At 70.0% G+C, this 19,328-nt stretch carries 21 protein-coding genes; 10 read left to right on the forward strand and 11 right to left on the reverse strand.

Annotated elements, in window-relative coordinates:
• Nucleotides 1–37 precede the first annotated feature (37 nt).
• The 3 genes from D7Y11_RS33275 (at nucleotide 38) to D7Y11_RS33285 (ending at nucleotide 2,257) form a co-directional block, all read left to right on the forward strand.
• Nucleotides 38–1,084: a cation diffusion facilitator family transporter gene (locus tag D7Y11_RS33275; protein ID WP_121755311.1), complete on the forward strand. Its 1,047-nt coding sequence runs from the start codon at nucleotides 38–40 to the stop codon at nucleotides 1,082–1,084.
• An 81-nt stretch (nucleotides 1,085–1,165) separates the two neighbouring features.
• Nucleotides 1,166–1,801 carry a hypothetical protein gene (locus D7Y11_RS33280; RefSeq protein WP_126935703.1) on the forward strand — a complete coding sequence of 212 codons (636 nt, stop codon included), beginning with the start codon at nucleotides 1,166–1,168 and terminating at the stop codon, nucleotides 1,799–1,801.
• The gene (locus D7Y11_RS33285; protein ID WP_126935704.1) at nucleotides 1,802–2,257 is read left to right on the forward strand and encodes a hypothetical protein; all 456 of its coding nucleotides are present in this window, start codon (nucleotides 1,802–1,804) and stop codon (nucleotides 2,255–2,257) included. It abuts the gene before it with no gap.
• On the opposite strand, the gene wzy is transcribed toward D7Y11_RS33285, so the two are convergent.
• Nucleotides 2,254–3,819 carry an exopolysaccharide repeat unit polymerase gene (gene wzy / locus D7Y11_RS33290; RefSeq protein WP_126935705.1) on the reverse strand — a complete coding sequence of 522 codons (1,566 nt, stop codon included), beginning with the start codon at nucleotides 3,817–3,819 and terminating at the stop codon, nucleotides 2,254–2,256. The genes D7Y11_RS33285 and wzy overlap by 4 nt on opposite strands.
• A 55-nt stretch (nucleotides 3,820–3,874) precedes the next feature.
• On the opposite strand from wzy, the gene epsH reads away from it, so the two are divergent.
• From epsH to D7Y11_RS33325, 7 genes are read left to right on the forward strand one after another with little or no spacing between them, the layout of a single operon-like run.
• The gene (gene epsH, locus D7Y11_RS33295; RefSeq protein ID WP_126935706.1) at nucleotides 3,875–5,185 is read left to right on the forward strand and encodes an exopolysaccharide biosynthesis glycosyltransferase EpsH; all 1,311 of its coding nucleotides are present in this window, start codon (nucleotides 3,875–3,877) and stop codon (nucleotides 5,183–5,185) included.
• 21 nt (nucleotides 5,186–5,206) lie between these two features.
• Nucleotides 5,207–5,635, forward strand: coding sequence for a DUF2380 domain-containing protein (locus D7Y11_RS45395; protein WP_126935707.1), 429 nt, complete (start codon nucleotides 5,207–5,209; stop codon nucleotides 5,633–5,635).
• Complete coding sequence (locus D7Y11_RS45040; protein WP_126935708.1) at nucleotides 5,628–5,864, forward strand: DUF2380 domain-containing protein; 237 nt, start codon at nucleotides 5,628–5,630, stop codon at nucleotides 5,862–5,864. The genes D7Y11_RS45395 and D7Y11_RS45040 overlap by 8 nt, the downstream gene beginning before the upstream one ends.
• Entirely contained in the window at nucleotides 5,864–6,580 is a 717-nt protein-coding gene (locus D7Y11_RS33310) for a double-CXXCG motif protein (protein WP_126935709.1), read from the forward strand. The genes D7Y11_RS45040 and D7Y11_RS33310 overlap by 1 nt, the downstream gene beginning before the upstream one ends.
• 10 nt (nucleotides 6,581–6,590) lie before the next feature.
• A complete protein-coding gene (locus D7Y11_RS33315; protein WP_126935710.1) occupies nucleotides 6,591–7,022 on the forward strand; it encodes a hypothetical protein in 432 nt (143 codons plus the stop codon).
• A gap of 49 nt (nucleotides 7,023–7,071) precedes the next feature.
• The gene (locus D7Y11_RS33320) at nucleotides 7,072–7,512 is read left to right on the forward strand and encodes a hypothetical protein (protein ID WP_120598670.1); all 441 of its coding nucleotides are present in this window, start codon (nucleotides 7,072–7,074) and stop codon (nucleotides 7,510–7,512) included.
• Entirely contained in the window at nucleotides 7,487–7,942 is a 456-nt protein-coding gene (locus D7Y11_RS33325) for a MerR family DNA-binding protein (RefSeq protein ID WP_158624512.1), read from the forward strand. The genes D7Y11_RS33320 and D7Y11_RS33325 overlap by 26 nt, the downstream gene beginning before the upstream one ends.
• 3 nt (nucleotides 7,943–7,945) lie before the next feature.
• Here D7Y11_RS33325 and epsU read toward each other — a convergent pair whose 3' ends face one another.
• From epsU to glp, 10 genes are all read right to left on the reverse strand, one after another.
• On the reverse strand, nucleotides 7,946–9,157 hold the full coding sequence (epsU, locus tag D7Y11_RS33330; RefSeq protein ID WP_120579629.1) for an exopolysaccharide biosynthesis GT2 family glycosyltransferase EpsU: 1,212 nt from the start codon (nucleotides 9,155–9,157) through the stop codon (nucleotides 7,946–7,948).
• A 56-nt stretch (nucleotides 9,158–9,213) separates the two neighbouring features.
• The gene (gene epsV, locus D7Y11_RS33335; RefSeq protein ID WP_120579628.1) at nucleotides 9,214–10,713 is read right to left on the reverse strand and encodes a PCP family exopolysaccharide biosynthesis protein EpsV; all 1,500 of its coding nucleotides are present in this window, start codon (nucleotides 10,711–10,713) and stop codon (nucleotides 9,214–9,216) included.
• Nucleotides 10,710–11,117, reverse strand: a complete 408-nt coding sequence (gene epsW, locus D7Y11_RS33340) for an exopolysaccharide biosynthesis response regulator EpsW (protein WP_121755301.1) — start codon at nucleotides 11,115–11,117, stop codon at nucleotides 10,710–10,712. Before epsW ends, epsV begins: the two co-directional genes overlap by 4 nt.
• 23 nt (nucleotides 11,118–11,140) lie before the next feature.
• Complete coding sequence (locus D7Y11_RS43950; protein WP_014400807.1) at nucleotides 11,141–11,317, reverse strand: hypothetical protein; 177 nt, start codon at nucleotides 11,315–11,317, stop codon at nucleotides 11,141–11,143.
• 10 nt (nucleotides 11,318–11,327) lie between these two features.
• Nucleotides 11,328–12,650: an exopolysaccharide export protein EpsX gene (gene epsX / locus D7Y11_RS33345; RefSeq protein ID WP_121755300.1), complete on the reverse strand. Its 1,323-nt coding sequence runs from the start codon at nucleotides 12,648–12,650 to the stop codon at nucleotides 11,328–11,330.
• Between the two features lie 3 nt (nucleotides 12,651–12,653).
• Nucleotides 12,654–13,289 carry an exopolysaccharide export protein EpsY gene (gene epsY / locus D7Y11_RS33350; protein ID WP_120579625.1) on the reverse strand — a complete coding sequence of 212 codons (636 nt, stop codon included), beginning with the start codon at nucleotides 13,287–13,289 and terminating at the stop codon, nucleotides 12,654–12,656.
• 14 nt (nucleotides 13,290–13,303) lie between these two features.
• Complete coding sequence (gene wzx / locus D7Y11_RS33355; protein ID WP_217276002.1) at nucleotides 13,304–14,857, reverse strand: exopolysaccharide biosynthesis flippase; 1,554 nt, start codon at nucleotides 14,855–14,857, stop codon at nucleotides 13,304–13,306.
• 114 nt (nucleotides 14,858–14,971) lie between these two features.
• Complete coding sequence (gene epsZ / locus D7Y11_RS33360) at nucleotides 14,972–16,426, reverse strand: exopolysaccharide biosynthesis polyisoprenyl-phosphate hexose-1-phosphate transferase EpsZ (protein WP_167548579.1); 1,455 nt, start codon at nucleotides 16,424–16,426, stop codon at nucleotides 14,972–14,974.
• A 302-nt stretch (nucleotides 16,427–16,728) separates the two neighbouring features.
• Entirely contained in the window at nucleotides 16,729–18,159 is a 1,431-nt protein-coding gene (gene fdhD / locus D7Y11_RS33365; RefSeq protein ID WP_126935711.1) for a formate dehydrogenase accessory sulfurtransferase FdhD, read from the reverse strand.
• Nucleotides 18,156–19,328, reverse strand: a 1,173-nt coding sequence (gene glp, locus D7Y11_RS33370; RefSeq protein WP_148139246.1) for a gephyrin-like molybdotransferase Glp, incomplete at its 5' end; no start/stop codon positions are given. The genes glp and fdhD, both read right to left, overlap by 4 nt.

The raw sequence follows: 19,328 nt of genomic DNA on the forward strand, positions 1-19,328 counted from the left end.
GGGCGGGAGGGCGCCCCATGGTAGGTTTGGCACCTCCATGTCCGCTCCCGCTTCGTCGCTCAAGGCCGTCATCGTCGCGCTGTCCGGCAACGTGTTGGTCACGCTCATCAAGTTCATCGCCTTCTTCCTGTCGGGCTCGGGGGCGATGCTGTCGGAGGCGATCCACTCGTTGGCGGACACGGGCAACCAGGTGTTGTTGTTCCTGGGGTTGAAGCGGGCGGCGCGCGTGGAGGACGACTCGCACCCGTACGGCTACGGCGGCGAGCGCTTCATCTTCGGCATCCTGTCCGCGTCCGGCATCTTCTTCGTGGGCTGCGGCGTGACCGTCTACCACGGCATCCAGTCGCTCCTTCACCCGCACGTGGCGGAGACGGGGCCGGTGACGTTCGGGGTGCTGGGGCTGTCCTTCCTCATCGAGGGCGGCGTGTTGCTGTTCGCGGTTCGCGGGCTCCTCAAGCAGGCCGCGGGCGAGCCCTTCTTCCGCTTCGTGCGGACGAAGGCCGACCCGGCGTCGGTGGCCATCCTGCTGGAGGACGGCGCGGCGGTGCTGGGCCTGGTGCTGGCGACGGCGGGCATCGCGCTGGCGCACGTGACGGGCAACCCGCTGTGGGACGCGCTGGCGTCGCTCACGGTGGGCGTGCTGCTGGGGCTCATCGCCATCTACCTGATGGTGGAGAACCGGGAGCTGCTGCTGGGCCGGTCGGTGCCGGCGGACGTGGAGCAGCGCTTCGAGGACCTGCTGCGCGCGCGCGTAAGCCTGGCGGACCTGCACGACGTGAAGACGCGGCAGCTCACGCCGGAGTCCTACCAGTTCAAGGCGGAGCTGCGCTTCAGCGAGTCCTTCGTGGCGGCCCGGCTGGCGGAGGCCCTGCCCGCGCAGGGGCTGCCCCCTGTAGGCGTGGAGCGCGAGCGCGCGTTGACGGACGCGGCCCGGCACCTCATCCGCACCCTGAGCGAGGAGATCGACGCCATTGAAGCGGAGGTCCGCCGCGCCATCCCGCAGGCGAAGCACATCGACCTGGAGCTGGAGCACCTGACCGCCGCCGCCGCCGAGGCCGCGGAGCTCCGTGCCCGCACCGGGTAGGCTTTGCCTTGAATCCTGGTTTTATTGCTTAGGCCGTGCTATGCGCTTTCCCGGTTCCCCTCATCAGGGTGGCGAGACGGGATGCGCGGACGGAATGCATGGAGCGTGGGCGTGGCGCTGCTCGTTGGCTGCGCCGGCACGTCCTACTTCCAGAGCGGCAGGGACGTCTTCTTCGGCCAGCGGGGCGAGAGGGTCTGGGTCAAGGGCCCCTGGCCCGCCATCCAGCCTTCCTCGAACGTGGACGAGGTCATCGACCAGCTCTGTCCGGCGGTGATGGCGTTGGACCGGGCCCGGGAGCGGGACTACGGCCAGGAGTACTGCGGGCTCATCTATTCGCTGGGCGGCGGGGAGTACTACGCGAGCTGGCCCTCGCCGCTGGGACGCACGACGTTGGTGGGCGCGGACCTGCGCCGCAAGAGCTGCAGCGTGCCCAGCGTGGTGAAGGACGACCGGGGCCTGCCGTCCACCCTGGCGGACTTCCACAGCCACCCCTGGTTCCCGTCCGGCATGTCACAGGAGGACCGCTGGGGTCAGTCACAACGTTGGACCCTGCGCATCCAATTTGATGCAGGATGCACGGTGACGAAGCTGGTCCCGTACAAGGGCGAGCCGCGTCCCGGTGAGGTCTATCTGCGGCAGGGCAAGGCGTGGAAGCTCATCGGGTACATCCACGAAGCGGACAAGGACACGGGCTTCATCACGCCCGTGGAGGACTAGATGGGGCGCCAGGGTTTGTCATCGCGGCGGGTGTGGATGAAGCGCGGGCTCGCGGCGCTGCTGGCGTTGCCCCTCACCGGCTGCGTGCTCTTCGCGAGGCCCATCCGTCCGCCGCGCGCCTCCGACGAGGAGATGGCCCGCTTCCAGTTCCCGCTGGACCTGCCCGCGGAGGGACGGACGCAGACGCCCGCCCTGGTGGCGGTGGCGACGCAGTTGGCGATGGATGACTTCCGTCCGCTGGACCTGAAGCCGCACAACGGCGCGACCGCGGACGAGCTGTGCCTCTACCGGCGGGACTCCTTCGACGTGTGGACGGCGCCCGGCCCGGAGGGCGTGATGTTCGTGCGCTTCGTGCCCCGGCAGGACGTCTGCAACTCCGAAGGGCCCGTGACGGACGCGAGCGCCACGTACGCCATCGACACGCGCCAGTGGCGCATCCTGTCCATCCAGCGCTAGGCCGCCGTCGCACCCGAGGGCGGCGCTTCATCCGGCGCCGCGCGCGTCAGGCCCAGCACCTTCTCCCGCTGGGGCCACGGCCACGCGCCGGTGACCATGGCCAGCTTGCCCGCGAGCACCGAGCACACCGCGACCTGGAACGTGCAGATGTACGAGATGATGCCCATGTCTCCGAACACCTGGTTCAGGTAGGACGCCACCACGCCCACGATGACCAGGCACGCGGTTCGATGTTCCGCCGCGTACGCTCGATGGTACGCGCGCGCCGCCAGGTACACCGTCACCACCAGGTACATCCACACGCCCGTGAACCCGAACCACCCGCCGAAGGCCAGCAGGCCCAGCAGCGAGTTGTGCGGGTGGAAGCGGTACGTGGGGAACACGAACGCGATGTTGGGCAGCGGGTAGGGCTCCAGGAACTCGTGCCCGTAGCCCGTGCCGAACACGGGGTTCGTGTTCCAGGTCGCGATGAGGTTGAGGTTCTCGATGTCGCGGTAGTCCAGCTCTCCTTCGGCGTGCTGGCCCTCGATGATGGAGCGGAAGGTCGCCACCGGCTTGAAGATGCTGCTGCTGGAGCTCCACCCGGCCAGGAAGTACACGACCAGCAGCGGCGAGCACGCGATGAGCCCTCGCGTGATGAACTTCTTCAGCGGCGTCCACGGGTTGAAGAGGTACGCCGCGGCCAGCCCGCCCACGAGGCTCACGTACGCGAGCCGGCGGTCGTTGAAGAACATCCCGATGAACACCAGGATGATGATGATGAGGCCTCGGATGGCGTGGCCGGACCTGGGCCGCTCCAGCCAGCGCATGATGCACACGCTGATGGCGAAGATGAACGTCATCGAGTCCGAGTGGCAGGTCGTGTACTCCACCTCCAGGTGCTGGGCCGGAATGATGACCAGGGCGAAGTAGGTGCTCACCGCGGACTTGGTGAGCGCCGCCGCGATGATGGTCTTCGCCACCAGGGGCCAGTCCTCCGGCCCGCGCAGGCTGTAGTGGTACATCATCCCCACCAGCGGGAGCACCGCCGCCTGGTGCCACTGCCAGAGCGAGTTCTTGATGTCCCCGCCCCGCGCGATGCCCCACACCTCCATCCACATGATGGAGAAGAACGAAATCGCCAGCACCACCGCCAGCGGCCGGGGGATGGGCACCACCGGTGGATCAATCTTGGACTTCGCGGCCCGCCGGCAGATGCCGATGACGATGGAGCCGATGATGAGCCCGTCGATGAGCGGGAAGCGCAGGGCGCCAATGCCCACCAGCTCGTGCATCTGCGTGAAGAGCAGCTTCCCCAGGGGGAACAGCGGCGACGGCCAGAACATCGACTGGGGGCGCTCGGGTGTGTAGTCCACCGCGAGCACCAGGTAGAGCACCGTGATGGCCAGGTAGCGCAGCGGCACCTTGATGATGACCCACCCCACCGTGAGCGCCAGCACGGGCGCCAGGGTGACAATGGGGTCCCCGTTACCCACGGCGGCCGCACCCAGGGTGACGGCGCCCAGGCCCACGACCATGACGATGTACTGGAGCCAGGCGGCGGGCGAGGGTTTGAAGGCCATTCGAGCGAGGGGGAGGCTATATCCCGGGCCCGGGTTGGGATAGATGCGAAGGCGTATGGCTGGCACCCGACCCCGCGTCCTCCTGATTGCTGAGCTGTGCAACCCAGACTGGGTGAGCGTCCCCCTGGAAGGCTGGTCCCTGGCAAGGGCGCTCGCCGAGGTGGCGGATGTGCACCTGGTCACCCAGGTCCGCAACCGCGAGAACATCCTCAAGCAGGGGCTGGTGGAGGGGAAGGACTTCACGGCCCTGGACTCCACGCCGGTGGAGCGTCCGCTGGACAAGGTGGGCGAGCTGCTGCGCGGCAAGGCGGGCGTGGGGTGGACGACGGCCACGGCGCTGAGCGTGTTGCCGTACTACTACTTCGAGGAGCTGCTCTGGCGGCGCTTCGGGGACCGCATCCGCGCGAAGGAATTCGACGTGGTGCACCGCTACACGCCCATCAGCCCCACGACGCCCAGCACGTTGGCGGCGCGGTGCGCGGACGCCGGGGTGCCCTTCATCATGGGCCCCATGAACGGCGGCCTGCCGTGGCCCAAGGGCTTCGGCGACGCGCGCGTGCGTGAGCGCGAGTGGCTGAGCTACATCCGGGATGTCTACAAGCTGATGCCCTTCTACAAGTCGACGCGGCGGAACGCGGCGGCGCTGATGATGGGCTCGCGGGCGACGCGGGCGCAGCTGTCGCAGGAGTACCAGGACAAGGTGGTCTACATCCCGGAGAACGCCATCGACGTGCGGCGGTTCGGCGCGTCCAAGGCGGAGCCGCCGAAGCCGGGCGAGCCGCTGCGGGTGGCGTTCGTGGGGCGCTTCGTGCCGTACAAGGGCATGGCGATGCTCATCGACGCGGCGGCGCCGCTGGTGCGCGAGGGCAAGCTGCAGGTGGAGCTCATCGGCGACGGCGCGGAGATGCAGAACCTGCGCGCGCAGGTGGCGAGGGGCGGCCTGGAGAACGGCGTGACGTTCGCGGGCTGGGTGAAGCACCAGGAGCTGCAGGGCCGCCTGTCGAAGAACCACATCTTCGGTTTCCCGAGCGTGCGCGAGTTCGGCGGCGCGGTGGTGGCGGAGGCGATGGCGCTGGGGCTGGTGCCCATCGTGATGGACTACGGCGGTCCGGGAGAGATCGTCAGTCCGTCCACGGGCTTCGCCATTCCCATGGGCACGCCGCGGGAGATTGTGGAGCGCGTGCGAGGAGTCCTGGAGAAGCTGGTCGCGGATCCGTCCGTGATTGGCCCCATGGGCGAGCGCGCACGGGCGCGCATCCTCAAGCACTTCACGTGGAAGGCGAAGGCGGAGCAGGTGCTGGAGGTGTATCGCTGGGTGTCCGGCGAGCGCGGCCAGCCGGACTTCGGCATGCCGCTGGCGGACTGAGGGCCAGGGGAAGGGTCCGCCATGCGAAGGTGGGCGCTGGGCCTCATCGCGGGAGTCCTTGGGTGCGCGTCTTCGGGGACGCCGCCCGTGGGGGCTCCTCTCCAGGTCTGGGCTCGGGCGGAAGTCGAACAGGGTTGCGAGCCGGACGCAGAGGACCGCTGCGTCGCTACGCTCTGTACCGAGGCGGAATGCGCGCTCTTCTTCTGTGAAGATCTCGCGTCCTCCGGGATTGTCCGCACACGCGCGACCGCGCCCGTGTTCGTGGCACCCGGGGGCACCGCTCAGCGGAATTGGGGCAGTGCCCAGGGACTGCCGGGAGACCGGCAGCCGGTCATGGTGTTCCGCTGGTATCCGCGGGAGCGCCTTCCGAGCGAAGTGCGCCGCCAGCAGGCCATGGCGGAATGGGCGCGGCGTCCCAACTTTTCTTTCCAAGGGCATCAACGTGCATGACTACGTCATGGCCATCGACAAGGACCTGCATGCGCGGATCCACCGAGGCACGGACGGAGGACCCTGGAACGGCGAGTGGCGCATGTTCTTCTCGATGACCTACGGCCGGGCCACCAAGCCGCAGCACTTCGAACAAGCATCGAAGATGATCCAGCAGTTCGGCCTGTTCGGGCTGACGATGACCTACTGGCAGAGCATCGAACTGGGTCCCTTTCCCAGGGATGACTGATGCGCTACTTCGAGCTGAGCACGCCGCACTACGACGCGCCTCGCATCTGGACGGGGATCTATCAGGCGGATGCTCGCTGGTTGCTGCCCGGCGTGGAGTGCCCTGCCTGCGGTGAGACCTGGAGTGGCATCGCGCTGGCCTATCCCTCCGTGGACCTGTCCCAGAGCCCATTGCGGACGGAGCTCGGGACGCCGCGCCTGGAGCCCTTCGCGCGTTACGCACGGCTCCTGGAGCAGGTGAAGCCGTTGTTGCCACCTGGGGCTCAGGTGGAGCCCGGAACGACTTTCGGTCCCCTGGTTGGGACCGCGGAGGGGACGTTCGGCCCCCTCGTCCTGAGGGACCCCTGGAAGCTCCTGGTGCGGGAGGATGCCCTGGACTCGCTGCGGGCCGCCGGGCTTCAAGGCCTTGTGCCGGTGAGGGCGGAGCTGACTCCAAGCGGGGCATCGACTCCGGCGCTCCATGAACTGGAGCTCATGGCGCGTGGTCGGCTGTTTCCATTGGGGCCGCCGCCCTGTGAGACCTGTGGACGGGTGGATGCGGCCATGCCGGAGGAGTGCAGGCTGGAGGGCGCGTCGTTGCCAACGGACCTGGACGTGTTCCGGCTGACGGATGCCGTGACGTTGATTGTCGTGACCGAGCGTTTCGTGGAGGTGGCGCGCGGCCTGGGACCCATGGACGTTCTCTTCAAGGAGCTTCCCGTGGGCGGCGGGGGATAGGGTTCCAGGCATGAGCTCCTCCCTGCTTCGCCGCGCCGTCCGTGGCTTCGCGGCCTACGACCTGATTGTCACGCTTCCATTCGTCACACCGTGGACGGCGGAAGCGATGCTGGGCGTCATGCGCTGGATGCACGAGGGCCTGGCGCTGGGCGGTGAGGGCATGCCGGTCTTCACGCCCACGCACGTGTTCTTCGTGGCCCTGTTCGGTGTGCTCGCCGTCATGTGGGCGCTGGTCCGCGTCCTCCAGCCCACCGCGCTGAATGGCGCCATCGACACGGTGGGCCGGGGACTCGTCTCCGCGTGGATGGTGCTGGCGATCACGCAGGGGGCATCCCAGGTGCTTGGCGTGTTCCTCGTGATGGAGGCCGCGGGCATGTTCGTGCAGGGCGCGCTCCTGTTCGGTGCGCGGAGCCGGGCGTCGGCTCCCGCGACGGGGACCTGAGCGGAGGCCCTTGCCTCTGCACCTTGGTGCAGGGGTTAGCGTCCTTCGCATGAACCCTGAACCGTCCCTGCTTCGCCGAGTCGTCTTCGCCAGCGCGCTGTACGACTTCTTCGTCACCATCCCCTTCGCCACGCCGTGGACCGCGGACGCCGTGCTCGCGAGCATCCGGTCCGTGCACCACGCGCTCGGCCTGGGCGGTGAGCCGCTCCCCGCGTTCACGTCCACGCACCTGTTCTTCGTGGCCCTGTTCGGCACCATCGTGACGCTGTGGTCCGTCGTGCGGCTCGTTCAGCCCACCGCGTTCAACGGCGCCGTGGACACCGCGGGCCGGGCGCTGTTCTCCACCTGGATGGCGTGGTCGCTCACGCAGGGTGCGACGCGGGTGCTTGTCGTGTTCCTCGTACTGGAGCTGGCGTGGATGTTCGCGCAGGGCGGTGTCATCCTCGGTGCCAGGAGGTGGCGTGGTGGCATCCCCGCGACGGCCCGTTGAAGCAGTGCCCTTGCGCATCGGCGCGCTCGCCCGTGAATCCGGCGTGAAGCTGTCCACGCTGCGCTTCTACGAGCGCCGCAAGCTGCTGCTGCCCATGGACCGCAGCGAGAGCGGCCAGCGTCTCTACGGCCCGGACGCCGCCATCCGCGTGCGCTTCATCCGACGCTCGCAGGAGCTGGGCTTCACGTTGAAGGAGGTGTCCGCCGTGCTCGCCCTGACGGACCGGCGCGGCACTCCCACTCGCGACGTGGCCCGCTTCGCTGAAGCGAAGGTCCAGGCCATCGACGCGCGCATCGACGACCTGCGCCGCATGCGTCGCGCCATCACCACGCTGATGGCCGAAGGCTTCTGCCCTCCGGACACCGTGTGTCCCATCCAGGCGTCGCTCGGCGCACCGAAGCCTCCGGCGAAGCGGAAGCCCCGCGCCTGAGCGCTACCGCCGCTCCGCCTCACGCGTGGTGCGCACCCACTCGCCGCGCTTCTCCGCGCCGGGGCCTCGCACCATCAGCCACACCTTCCACACCACGTAGAAGGGCGCCCACGCCAGGTCCAGCAGGCCGCGAGCCCCCACGCCGGACACCCACCAGCCGCGCAGCACGTACAGCGACAGCGACATCAGGCCGAACGACGCCAGCGCGGACGCCGCCACCGCCGTGCCGCCGGACAGCCACACCACGCCGGTCGCCAGCACCGAGCCCGCCACCGTCGCCAGCACCAGCTGGCTCAGGGGCGGCACCAGCACGTCCATGGACAGGTCCAGCAAGAGCCCGCTCTTCTGCTTCAGCGCGTCGCTGAGCAGCGGCCACCCGTGCAGCTTGCGCATCTGCGCGCGGCCGCCCTCCCAGCGCTGACGCTGCGAGCGGCTCTGCTTCTCCGCCGTGACCATCTCGCCCAGCACCTCCGCCTCCCAGGCGTAGTGCACGCGGTGCCCCGCGCGCGCCAGGCGGATGCCGTACTCCAGGTCCTCCACCACGCTGAACGCGTCGTGCGGCACCTGCTTCAGCACCGCGTGCGTGAAGCACATGCCGTTGCCGCGCAGGCCGCAGGACACGCCCATCCGCTCGCGCCCCATGGAGCGCACGCGGTGGAACATCCCCAGCGCGATGGTCATCAGCCGCGTGCGCCACGACGCCGTGGGGTTCATCACGCCGTAGTGCGCCTGCGCGCCGTGCGCCCCGTCCTCCAGCCGGCGGGCGAAGGCGTGCAGCAGGTTCGCGGACACCACCGTGTCCGCGTCCACCACCACCACCGCGTCCGCGAAGCCGTCACGCTGGCTGTGCTCGAAGGCGTGCGCCAGCGCGTAGCCCTTGCCGCGCTTCTCCGCGTCCTGGCGCTCCAGCACCGTGGCGCCCGCCTCCCGCGCCTTCTGGGCCGTCGCGTCCGAGCAGTTGTCCGCCACCACGATGATGCGCCGCAGGTGCGCCGGGTAGTCCACCGCGGACAGGTTCGCCACCGTCCGGGCAATGCCCAGCTCCTCGTTGTGCGAGGGGATGATGACGTCGAACTTCCGCGCCGCCGGCGACGGCGGTACCGGCGCCGCCTTGCGCCCCGACAACAGCGTCAGGAGCAGCAGGTAGCCGCAGCCCACCACCACCGGCAGCAGTCCCACGCACAGCGCCACGTCCACCCAGGTCCAGACTGTCACGACAGTGTCACCCCCGCGCTCGCGCCATCTTCAAGGACGGCCGAGCGCACGAACCTTCAGCGCCGTTCCAGCTCCGCCAGCACCGGCAACTTGAGCAGCCGCTCCACTTGCCACTTCTCCAGGACCCGGCGGCGCAGGATGTCCAGCGCCACCGCCGCGAACACCGCCAGCGCCACCCCGCCCACCACGCCCGCGATGGCGATGAGCTTCGGGTTCGGCTTGGACGGCTTCTCCGGGAAGAGCGCCGGCAACAGCACGCTGTAGCGGTGCTTCATGGAGACTTTGGAGATCTCCAGCTCCGTCTGCGCCTGGTCCAACCGGCGCAGCTTCTCCTGGTGCCGCATCACCACCATGCGCATCCGGTCCGTGGCCACCGCCACCTCCGGATCATCCGGCGTGCCCAGCATCGCGCCCGCCATGGGAGCGCCGAAGCCCGCCGCCAGGCTCGTGCCCTCGGTCGTGGAGTCCACGTCCGTGCCGCCCATGCGCAGGTACTCCTGGATGAGCGACTGCTCCTCGGAGCGCAGGGACGTCAGCTGCGGCGAGTCCGCCTGCATCGTCGCCACGCGCTGCTCCAGGTCGACAATCACCGGGTGCTGCGGAGAGAAGACGACGCGCTGCTCCGCCAGCTGCGAGCGCAGCTCCGTGAGGCGGCGGCCGCGGAACTCCTCCACGTCGCGGATGGCGCGGCGCTTGGCCTGCACCAGGAACTTCAGCTGCGCGAGCGCGTGGTCCGTCGCCAGGAGCGCCTGCCGCGCGCTGGCCTGCTTGGGGTCCGCTTCCTTCTTCTTGCGGCGCGCATCCGCGGCCCGCACCGCGCGCTCCAGGTCCGCGATGGCCTGCTTGATGTTCGCGGCCTCGTTGGCCACCTGGCCCTGGAGGATGTTCACGGACTCGGAGATGGCGCCCATCTCCGAGTCATGGCGCATGTCGAGGAAGTTCTGCGCCGCGGCCTCCACGATGTTGAAGGCCATCTGCGGGTCGCTCCAGTCCACCCCGATGGTGACCGTGCCGCTGCCGCCCTCCGCCATCACGATGAGGCTGGTCTCCAGCATCGCGATGAGCGCCTCCTCCTTCTCCTCGTCCGTCATGGGAGGCGGAGCCTTCTTCAGGTACTGCTCCTTCATGCGGCTGAGGGGCGACCGCATGTGGTCCCAGTACTCGATGAGCTTCGCGTTCTTCACCACGGACTTGAGGTTGCCGCGGCTGAGCACCATCTCCCACGCGGCGCGCGTGGGTTGATCCGCCTCCACCGGGATGGACCGGCCCGGGTTCACCAACGAGGAGATGATGAGGTTGCGGTACGTCAGCATCCGCGTCTCGACGTGGTACTTGCGCGGCATCAGCTTCGCCGCCGCCGAACCCAGCCCCGCCATCACCGCGACGATGCACAGCCCCAGGAACCAGTGCCGGAAGATGGCCCTGCGCACGAAGCCCAGCCCGTCGAACAGGAAGCCCCAGTCGATGAGGTCCGCCGGCGCGTTGGTCTCCTCGCGCTCGGGGACGTACGGCGGGGGCGGGGCGGAGCGAGGCGTGCGTGGGGCCGGCGTCGTCACGCGTTGCCCCGGGGCGCCGCGGACTTGAGCACGTGGCGCACGCGCTTCTCCAGCTCCTCGGGCGTGAAGGGCTTGCCCAGGTAGCCGTTGGCGCCGGCCTCTTCCGCGTAGGCCTTGTCCTCCGGCAGGTTGCGCGCGGACACCATCAACACCGGCACGTGCGCGATGGCGGGCGTGCGGCGGATGTGCTCGCAGACGTCGTAGCCGGACACGTCCGGCAACGTCAGGTCCAGACACACGAGGTCCGGCTTGAGCTCGCCGCTCGCCAGGTACTCCATGGCGGCCTTGCCGTTGGGCTGCTCCACCACGTTCTTCACGCCCATCTGCTCGAGCATGTCACGCAGCATGACGCGGAACATCGGAGAGTCCTCCACGAGGAGGACGGTGAGCTGTTGGAGCTCCATCACGTCTGACGCCTTTCCTTCCCTCACCCGAACCCGTACCTGGGAACGAGGACGAGCACGCCATATGCGTACGCCATGTTGAAGAGGGCCACCCACAAGATGGCCTTCTTCATCCCCCGCCAGGGATGCGCATCGCGCGCGGCCGCTCCGGGCAGCGCGATGGTGGCAACGAGGACGGACAGGAGGATGAGCTTCGCCATGGCGGGAGCCTCAGAGGATACCCGTTTTCTGGACCGTCAGTCCCAGCGTCGCGGACCACACCGTACGGGCCGCCTCCACGTCGGGCGAGCGAGTCCATGCCGCGCGGGTGTCCACCTCCAGGGTCATCCACCGGTTCACCGTCCAACCCGCGCCCACACCGCCCACCACCTGCCGGTCCCCCACGGCTCCGCCTACCGCGAAAGCACCGCCTCCCGTCCCGGAGAACCGGAAGCGCGGGCTCAGCGCCCAGGTGCCGTTCAACGTCAGGTCAGCCCGCGGGTAGACGAGCCCCGTCAGCCGATCCACGAAGGGCGTCACCCGCGCGGCGAGCCGGCCGTTGAAGTCCGCCGTCCGCGACGGCACCCGGTGGGACACCGCCAGCGTCAGATCCGGGAGCAGCTCCAGGCGCTGCGGCGGATCCTCCACGGGCGCGCCCCCGACCTGGAAGGTCGTCAGCCGCCGCCCACCTGACAAGGTGGATGACGGGGTGACTCCGGGCACGTCCGGGTCATCCGTGGGGTCGTCCTCCGTCGCGCGCACGGAGTACGCCACGCCCACGCCCACCCCGGCCTCCACCGCCGTGCGCCGATCCAACCGGTGCGTCCAGCCGCCAGTGAGCGTGGTCACGGTGGCGCGAGCGCCGGTGGAGAAGCGCGAGTCCGAGTACGCCAGCGTGGTGGAGAGCGTGTGCCGGGGCGCGGGGGAGTTCCCCAGGGACAGCTGCGCGCGAGGGCCGTACTGGAAGGGCACCGCCTCCTTCGCCGTGTCGTCCAGGCCGCCGCTGGCGGAGAAGCCCGCGCTGCCGGAAAGCCGCCAGCCCGGGCCCAGCCACACCGTCTCCGCCGCCAGCGTCGTCAGCGAGGACAGGAAGAACACCGTGTCCACGCCCTCCGGCAGGGGCTGGATGGGGAGGGCCGGCGTGTCCCCGGGCACCGCCGGGTCGTCGTCCAGGCTGCCGCCCAGGGGCAGGTTGGTGAAGAGGTTCACCTGTCCCAGCACGAACTCCTGGGTGCCGTGCAGGGTGAGCCCGCGCGAGGGACGCCAGTCCCCCAACAGCCGCCCCACGTGCTGCACCTCGGTGCGCGGGTTGGTGGTGGCCTCACGGAAGGAGATGCGCGGCGCGTACTCCACCTGCGCCACCGCGCTGCCGTCGTCGTACTTCAGGCTCACGGTGGGGACGATGTCCATGTCCGCCGCCAGGGGGGACACGGCCTCCCCCGCGGCCTGCGCGTCCATGGAGCGCGCGCGGGTGTCCACGCGGGCCGAGGCGCCGTACTTCACGGAGGCGGAGGCCACCTCCAGCCACAGGCTCGCGAGGGCCGCGTCCAGCACGGGTTACTCCACCACCACCACGTCGCCGGGGCGCAGGCGGAAGGCGGCCGCGCGGCCTTCGCCGCGGATGATGTCCTCGTAGCGCACGCGGATGCGCGTGGGCTGCTCCGCCTGCGGGTCGTCCCGGCGCAGCACGAAGATGCGGTCGCGGTGGGCGTAGTCGGTGAAGCTGCCGGCGGCGCCCAGCGCCTGGAGCAGCGTCGCGCCCGGGTCCAGCACGTGCGCGCCCACGTTGGCGACTTCCCCCAGCATCGTCACGGACATGGGGCGCGCTTCCTCCAGCGACACCGTGACCACGGGGTGGTTGATGAAGTCCTTGAGCCGCGTCTGGATCTGCTGCGCCAACAGGGCCGGCGAGTGGCCCGCGGCCTCCACGTCGTCCAGGAAGGTGAGGCTGATGTTGCCGTCCTCGCGCACCTTGGCGCGCGTGGTGAGCGCCTCCTGGCCGAACACCTTCACGTTGAGCACGTCGCCGGGGACGATGCGGTAGGCGGCGTCCGACTCGGTGGGCTTCTCCTGGTAGTCGTTCACCCAGGTGTACTGGCCCAGGCCGCTGCACGCGGGGGCCAGGAGGAGCAACCCGGCGCACGCGAGCGCGCGGGAGACGGGACCGCGGAATCGGGACGGGCGGGAAGGCATGGCCTGAGAGTTCCTCACGCGGCGGGGGCGGCCGGCACGGCCACCTCGGCACCATTACCACCGCGCTGCTTCGCCATGCGCACGACCTGGAGCAGCTCCGAGGGACGCACGGCGCCGGTGCCCAGCACGCCCGCCACGTAGGCGGAGGCCGTCAGCCCCAGCCGGGGCCACGCCTGCATGCCCGCTCCGGACAGCACCCGGTCCAGGACCACGCAGCCCACGCACACCGCGGCCGTCTTGGCCACCATGAGGAGGGAGCGCCGGTCGAAGGAGTTCCTCCCCATGCGGCTGAGGAAGAGCACCGTGACGATGACCTCCGTGAAGAACATGGAGAGCGCCGTGGCGGTGGCGCCGCCGGACGGGCCGATGCGCCGGAACAGCCACGGGATGAGCATCAGGTTGAGGATGGGGTTCACCACCGCGCCCATGGTGGCCGCCAGCGTCACCCACCACTCCTTGTTGGACATGGTCAGCCAGATGCTGCTGACCATGGTGACGTAGGCCATCACGAAGATGGGGGACAGCACGCGCAGGGGCAGCGCCGCGGGCTCGAAGCCGGGGCCGCACATCAGGCGCACCCACAGGTCCGCGCCCAGCACCATGGCCATCATCACCGGCACGGTGAACGCGAGCACGCCCTCCAGCGAGCGGCGCGTCAGGTTCGACAGCTCCGCGGGCGAGCGGGCCGCCGCGCGCGACATCATGGGCATCAGCACCCAGCCGAAGATGGGGGAGATGAGGAACGTGAGCCCCGCGATGCTGAACGCACCGCCGTACCAGCCCACCTCCTCCTTCGACGCGAGCTTGCCCAGCAGCGTCATGTCCGTGCGCCCGTTGCACGCCAGCGCCGCAGCGGTGAGGAAGAACGGCAGGCACGCCTTCATCACCTTCTTCGTCGCCGTCAGGTCGACGCGGAACTTCAGCCCCAGGTGCTCCTTCGCCAGCTTCCAGCTGATGAGGAGCTTCACCGCCTCCGACAGCACCATGGGCACGGCCAGCCACTGCAGGCTCACGCCGAACGCGGCCATCAGCGCCAGGCCGCCGCCCCACACAATCTTGGTGATGACGTTGGAGACGGACAGGCCCGCGACCTTGCCCTTGGAGTGCAGCAGCGCGGCCATGGACGCGTTGATGACCATGAGCGACTGGGCCACCGCGAACCACTGCACCAGGTGCTGCACCTCCGGAGGCTCGCCGGTGTGGTGGAGCACCAGCGCCAGCGCCACCATCAGGACGAGCGTCATCGCCAGGCGCAGGAGCATCGTGGTGCCAAAGAAGTCGCTCGCGTGCTCCGGCCGGACGGGGACTTCCTTCCGGATGTACGTCTCCAGGCCCAGGTTCGTGGCCACGAAGAACGTGGCGGCGAACGCCTCCGACCAGTTGAAGTAGCCGAACGCCTCCGGGCCCAGGTAGCGCGGCATCAGCGCGCGGATGCCCAGCGCGATGGCGTACGTCACCATCAGCGAGCCACCGAGCTGCAGGGTGCTGCGGACCGCGCCGCGCACTTCGTTCGCACGGGCGCCGTCGTCGGCTTCAGCGGAGGGGGAGGTCGGACTGTTCACGGTCATGGATGACGCGGGCCTTCAGGGGCTGCTGCGCACTCAAGGGGAGGAAGGCCCGCCCCATGGAAAGACGAACGGGCCCGGCGCGTCAACGCCGGGCCCGGAATGACACCCCGGTTGCTAGCTTGCTCCGCGACCGGTGATGACCACCGGCACCGTCTGCAGGAGCAGCCGCAGGTCGCCGGTGAGGCTCCAGTGGTCGATGTACTGCATGTCCAGGTACATCCACTGCTCGAAGGAGATCTGGTTGCGGCCGGACACCTGCCAGATGCAGGTGAGGCCCGGGCGCACGGACAGGCGGCGGCGCTGCCACGTCTCGTACTTCGCCACCTCGCTGGGCACCGGCGGGCGCGGGCCCACGATGCTCATCTCACCGCGGAGCACGTTGAGGAACTGGGGCAGTTCGTCGATGGAGAACTTGCGGATGAAACGACCGATGCCGGTGATGCGCGGGTCGTTCTTCATCTTGAAGACGGGGCCGGTCTGCTCGTTCTGCGCGGCCAGCCGCTCCTTGAGCTCCTCCGCGTTCACCACCATGGAGCGGAACTTCAGCATGTAGAACGGCTTGCCGTGCTGCCCGGTGCGCAGCTGCTTGAAGAAGATGGGGCCGCGCGAGGTGAGCTTGATGCAGGCGGCCACCACCGCGAACAGCGGCAGCAGGGCCCACAGCGCCACCGCGGAGACGGCGATGTCGAACAGGCGCTTCATGGCCATCTGGTGCGGCTTGGGCGCCACCGCGGCGAAGTGCAGGTAGCCGTCCGCCACCGCGCGGGAGTCCACCGGGCGGGCGCGGTCCAGGCGGAACGAGTGCGCCGGCAGCGCGAACGGCACGCCGAAGCGCTCCGCCAGCTTGATGGCCGCCTGCATGGACTCGCCCTGCTTGAGCGTGTTGCCCGCGATGTAGACCTCGCTGACGGGCAGCGTGCGCAGCAGGCGCTCCAACTCGTCCGCGGGCCCCAGCACGTCCGCCGGCAGGCTGTCGCCAGAGGCGTGGTCCGCGGGGAAGCGCACGTAGCCCAGGATCTTGTGACGGCCGCGCTTGAGCAGGTCCTCGCCCGTGTAGCGGCCCATGGCGCCGGTGCCCACGATGAGCACCTCCTCCGTGGGGGCCTCCTGCGAGGCCACCTGGCGGAAGACGCCCAGGCGCAGGAGCAGCGCCACCGGCCAGAAGATGAAGAGCAGCGGCGCCAGGCCCACGTGGGCCGCGGTGGGCATCGCCAGCTCCAGCACCGCCTGGATGGTCACCACCGCCAGCGTGGTGACGGACACCAGCGCCACGTGGTCCAGCTTGCTGCGCTCGGCGAAGCGCGAGTCGTACAGGCACAGCGCCGTGCCCGTGATGAGCCACACCAGCACCGCCGTCAGCACCATGCTGGGCAGCTCCCAGCTCATGGGGAACGTCAGCCCGCCGCGCATCCAGGCGGAGCCCAGCAGCACCGCCACCAGCAGCGCCACATCCACGGTGAGGTTCAGCTTCGCCGCGAAGCCAGGGGCCAGGCGCGGCGGATCGGTGACCTCGGCCGCGGCCGGCACCCCGGAAGCCTTGACCTCGGCGCTTGCAGTCGCACTGCTCATCGTGTCCACCCCCCTCTGCTCACGTCCGGCTCTTGCAGAGGATACCGTCTAGACTAGAAAAGTTTAACCAGGAGGAAATGCAAGATTGCCAAATAGTGCGTCGCGGCGCAACCACTGCTCAGCAAGAAATACATGACAACAGGTAAAAACTTGGACACCCATCCCAGCCGTCGGGTGTGAGTTCGCGTCCATGGACATTGAGGTCCAATGGGTCCCTTGGATCCCACCTGGACCCCAAAGCCGCCGGCTGCGCCCGCCGACTGCATGTACGATGCCCGTCTGACAGTCGGGTGCCTGCGCTCCTACCGAGATGCGTCATGGCGGAAGTCATGAGGAATTCCCGGAGGTTGAGAGTGGGTCTCCAGGCGCTCTGTCCCGGTGTAGACGTTGCAGCGGCCGTTCCTTGAGAACGCGGCGAGCGTCACGCCAGCACGCAGGGCCAGGTCGATGGCCAGGGAGCTGGCGGCGGACACGCTGACCACGACGGGGATGCGGGCGCGGGCGGCCTTCTGGACGATTTCGAAGCTGGCGCGGCCGCTGACGGCCAGGACCGTGGGGGCGGCGGGGAAGGGCGGTGTGGGCAACCGGAGCGGGGCGCGCACGGCGCCGGCCAGGACCAGGGCTCCCACCACCTTGTCCACGGCGTTGTGGCGGCCCACGTCCTCATAGGAGGCGAGCAGCTCGCCATGGGCATCCAGCGCGGCGGCGGCGTGCACTCCACCGGTGTGTTCAAACGTGTGCTGGATGTCGCGCAGGCGTTCGGTGGCGCGGGCCACGGTGTGGGCGGAGAGGACGGGGCCTGGAGCGACGGGGGCGCACGTGGCCATCAGGTCGTCCACGTCGCGGCGGCCGCACACGCCACAGGCGGAGGTGGTGAGGGTGCCGCGGCGGGTGGCCTCCACGCGCTCCAGGTCGAGCACGGCACCGGCGGCGGGAACGACCTCCAGCACGTTGCCGTACCCTTCCTCGCCGGGGTGGCCGCAGTGGAACAGGCTGCCCAGGTCGTCGCCGTCGTTGAGGATGCCTTCGGCGAAGAGAAAACCCACCGCCAGCTCGCGATCATGCCCGGGGGTCCGCATGGTGGTGGCGACGGGGTCGCCATTCACGCGGATCTCCAGGGGCTCCTCCACGGCCACGCGGTCATCCTCGGCCGCACGGAGCGTGTCTCCGTCGAAGCGGCGCACGGGGCGGTGGGTGACGCCGCGCGGCTCTGGGCGAGAGACCTTGGATGTCGCGGATTGATCACGCAGCCACGCGGTGAGGAGGTCCGCGACGGCGGTGGCGGTGGCCGGCACGCGCGGGCGCGAGGCCACGGTGGACGGAAGCGTAGGCGCGTCCGTCACCAGGGCGAGCACGTCGGGGCGGGAGGCAGCGAGCGGGGATTCCAGGCCCTCGCGCCACACTTCCAGCTTCGGGAGGGGGCCGTCCTTCCAGCCCTCCACGAGCACCAGATCCACGCGGCCCGCGTCTCGCGCGAGGAGCGAAGGGGACAGGGGCTGCCGCGTGGTGAGCTGCGTGCCGTCCGGCGTGGAGAAGCCGGTGAGCGCGGCGCCCGCGGCGTCCAGGCGCGCGGTGTCGCTGCCCGGGCGGTGGAGCGGGTGCGCATCCGAGGAGTGCTTCACGTACGCGACGCGCAGGCCGCGCGAGGCCAGCTCCGGCAGCAGGCGCTCCAGGAGCGTCGTCTTGCCGGCGCCGGAGTGGCCGATGAGGGCGAGCGCGGGAGGCGGCTTCATACGGCCTCCACGGCGTGGAAGTCCGGTGCGTCGAAGAGCTGCACGTCCACGGACTCGCCCTGGGCGAAGTCGGCGCGACCGGCGGGGAGCACGGCCCAGCCCCGGGCGGCCACGTTCTGCAGAATCTGTCCGGCGCCCTGGGGACGCAGGCGGGCCCACGGTTCAACGCTGTCCTCGCGCGCTTCGAGCGCCGAGACGGTGACGAGGTAGGTGAGGCCGGCCTGCTTGTGGCGGGGCTCGGAGAGGCGGGCGCGGGTGACGCGGCGCTGTTCGATGACGCCCTGGTGCTTGAAGAGGAGGGGCCGCGCGAACTGGTCGAACGCGACGGTGGCGGCGCCGGGGTTGCCGGGCAGCACGACGACGGCGGTGGAGCCCAGGCGGGCCACGGCCACGGGCTTGCCGGGCTTGAGCGCGACGCCGTCCACGAGGAAGTGCGCGCCCATCCGGGTGAGGACGCGCTTCACGCAGTCCTTGTCGCCCACGGACGCGCCGCCGGTGGTGATGAGCACGTCGACCTGAGGCGCGAGCTGCTCCAGCTGGGCGTGCAGCTCCGCTTCGTCATCGCGCGAGCGGGCCAGGTGCGTGACGTCCGCGCCGGCCTCGCGGGCCAGGGCGGCCACGAGGAGGCGGTTGCTCTCGAAGACCTGGTGGGGTTGCGCGGGCTGGCCGGGAGGAACGAGCTCGTCGCCGGTGGCGATGACAGCGACGCGCGGCGCGGGGCGCACGAGCGCGGTGGCTTCACCCAGCGACGCGAGCACGCCGAGCACGGTGGCGTCCACGCGCTGGCCGGCGGGGAACAGCGGAGTGCCGGGCATCACCTCTTCGCCAGCGCGGCGCAGGTCATGGCCGGGGGCGACGGAGACGAAGAGGTCCACGTGGGAGCCGTCGTCGGTGGGGCGCGCGGCCTCCTGGCGGACGACGGCGTCGGCGCCGGGGGAGAGGGGGGCGCCGGTGAAGACGCGCGCGGCCTCGCCGGGCTGGAGGGCGCGGCGCGGGAGGTGGCCGGCGTAGACGGTGTCGACGACGCGCAGGCGCGCGGGGCGGTCGCGATTGGCGCCCCGGGTCTCCTCGGCGCGCACGGCCCACCCGTCCATGGCGGAGTTGTCGCAGCCGGGCAGCGCGCGTGACGCGACGATGCCAGCGGCGAGGAACCGGCCATGGGCTTCCAT

Origin of the sequence: Corallococcus sp. AB018, assembly GCF_003986945.1 — a bacterium.
GTDB lineage: Bacteria > Myxococcota > Myxococcia > Myxococcales > Myxococcaceae > Corallococcus > Corallococcus exiguus.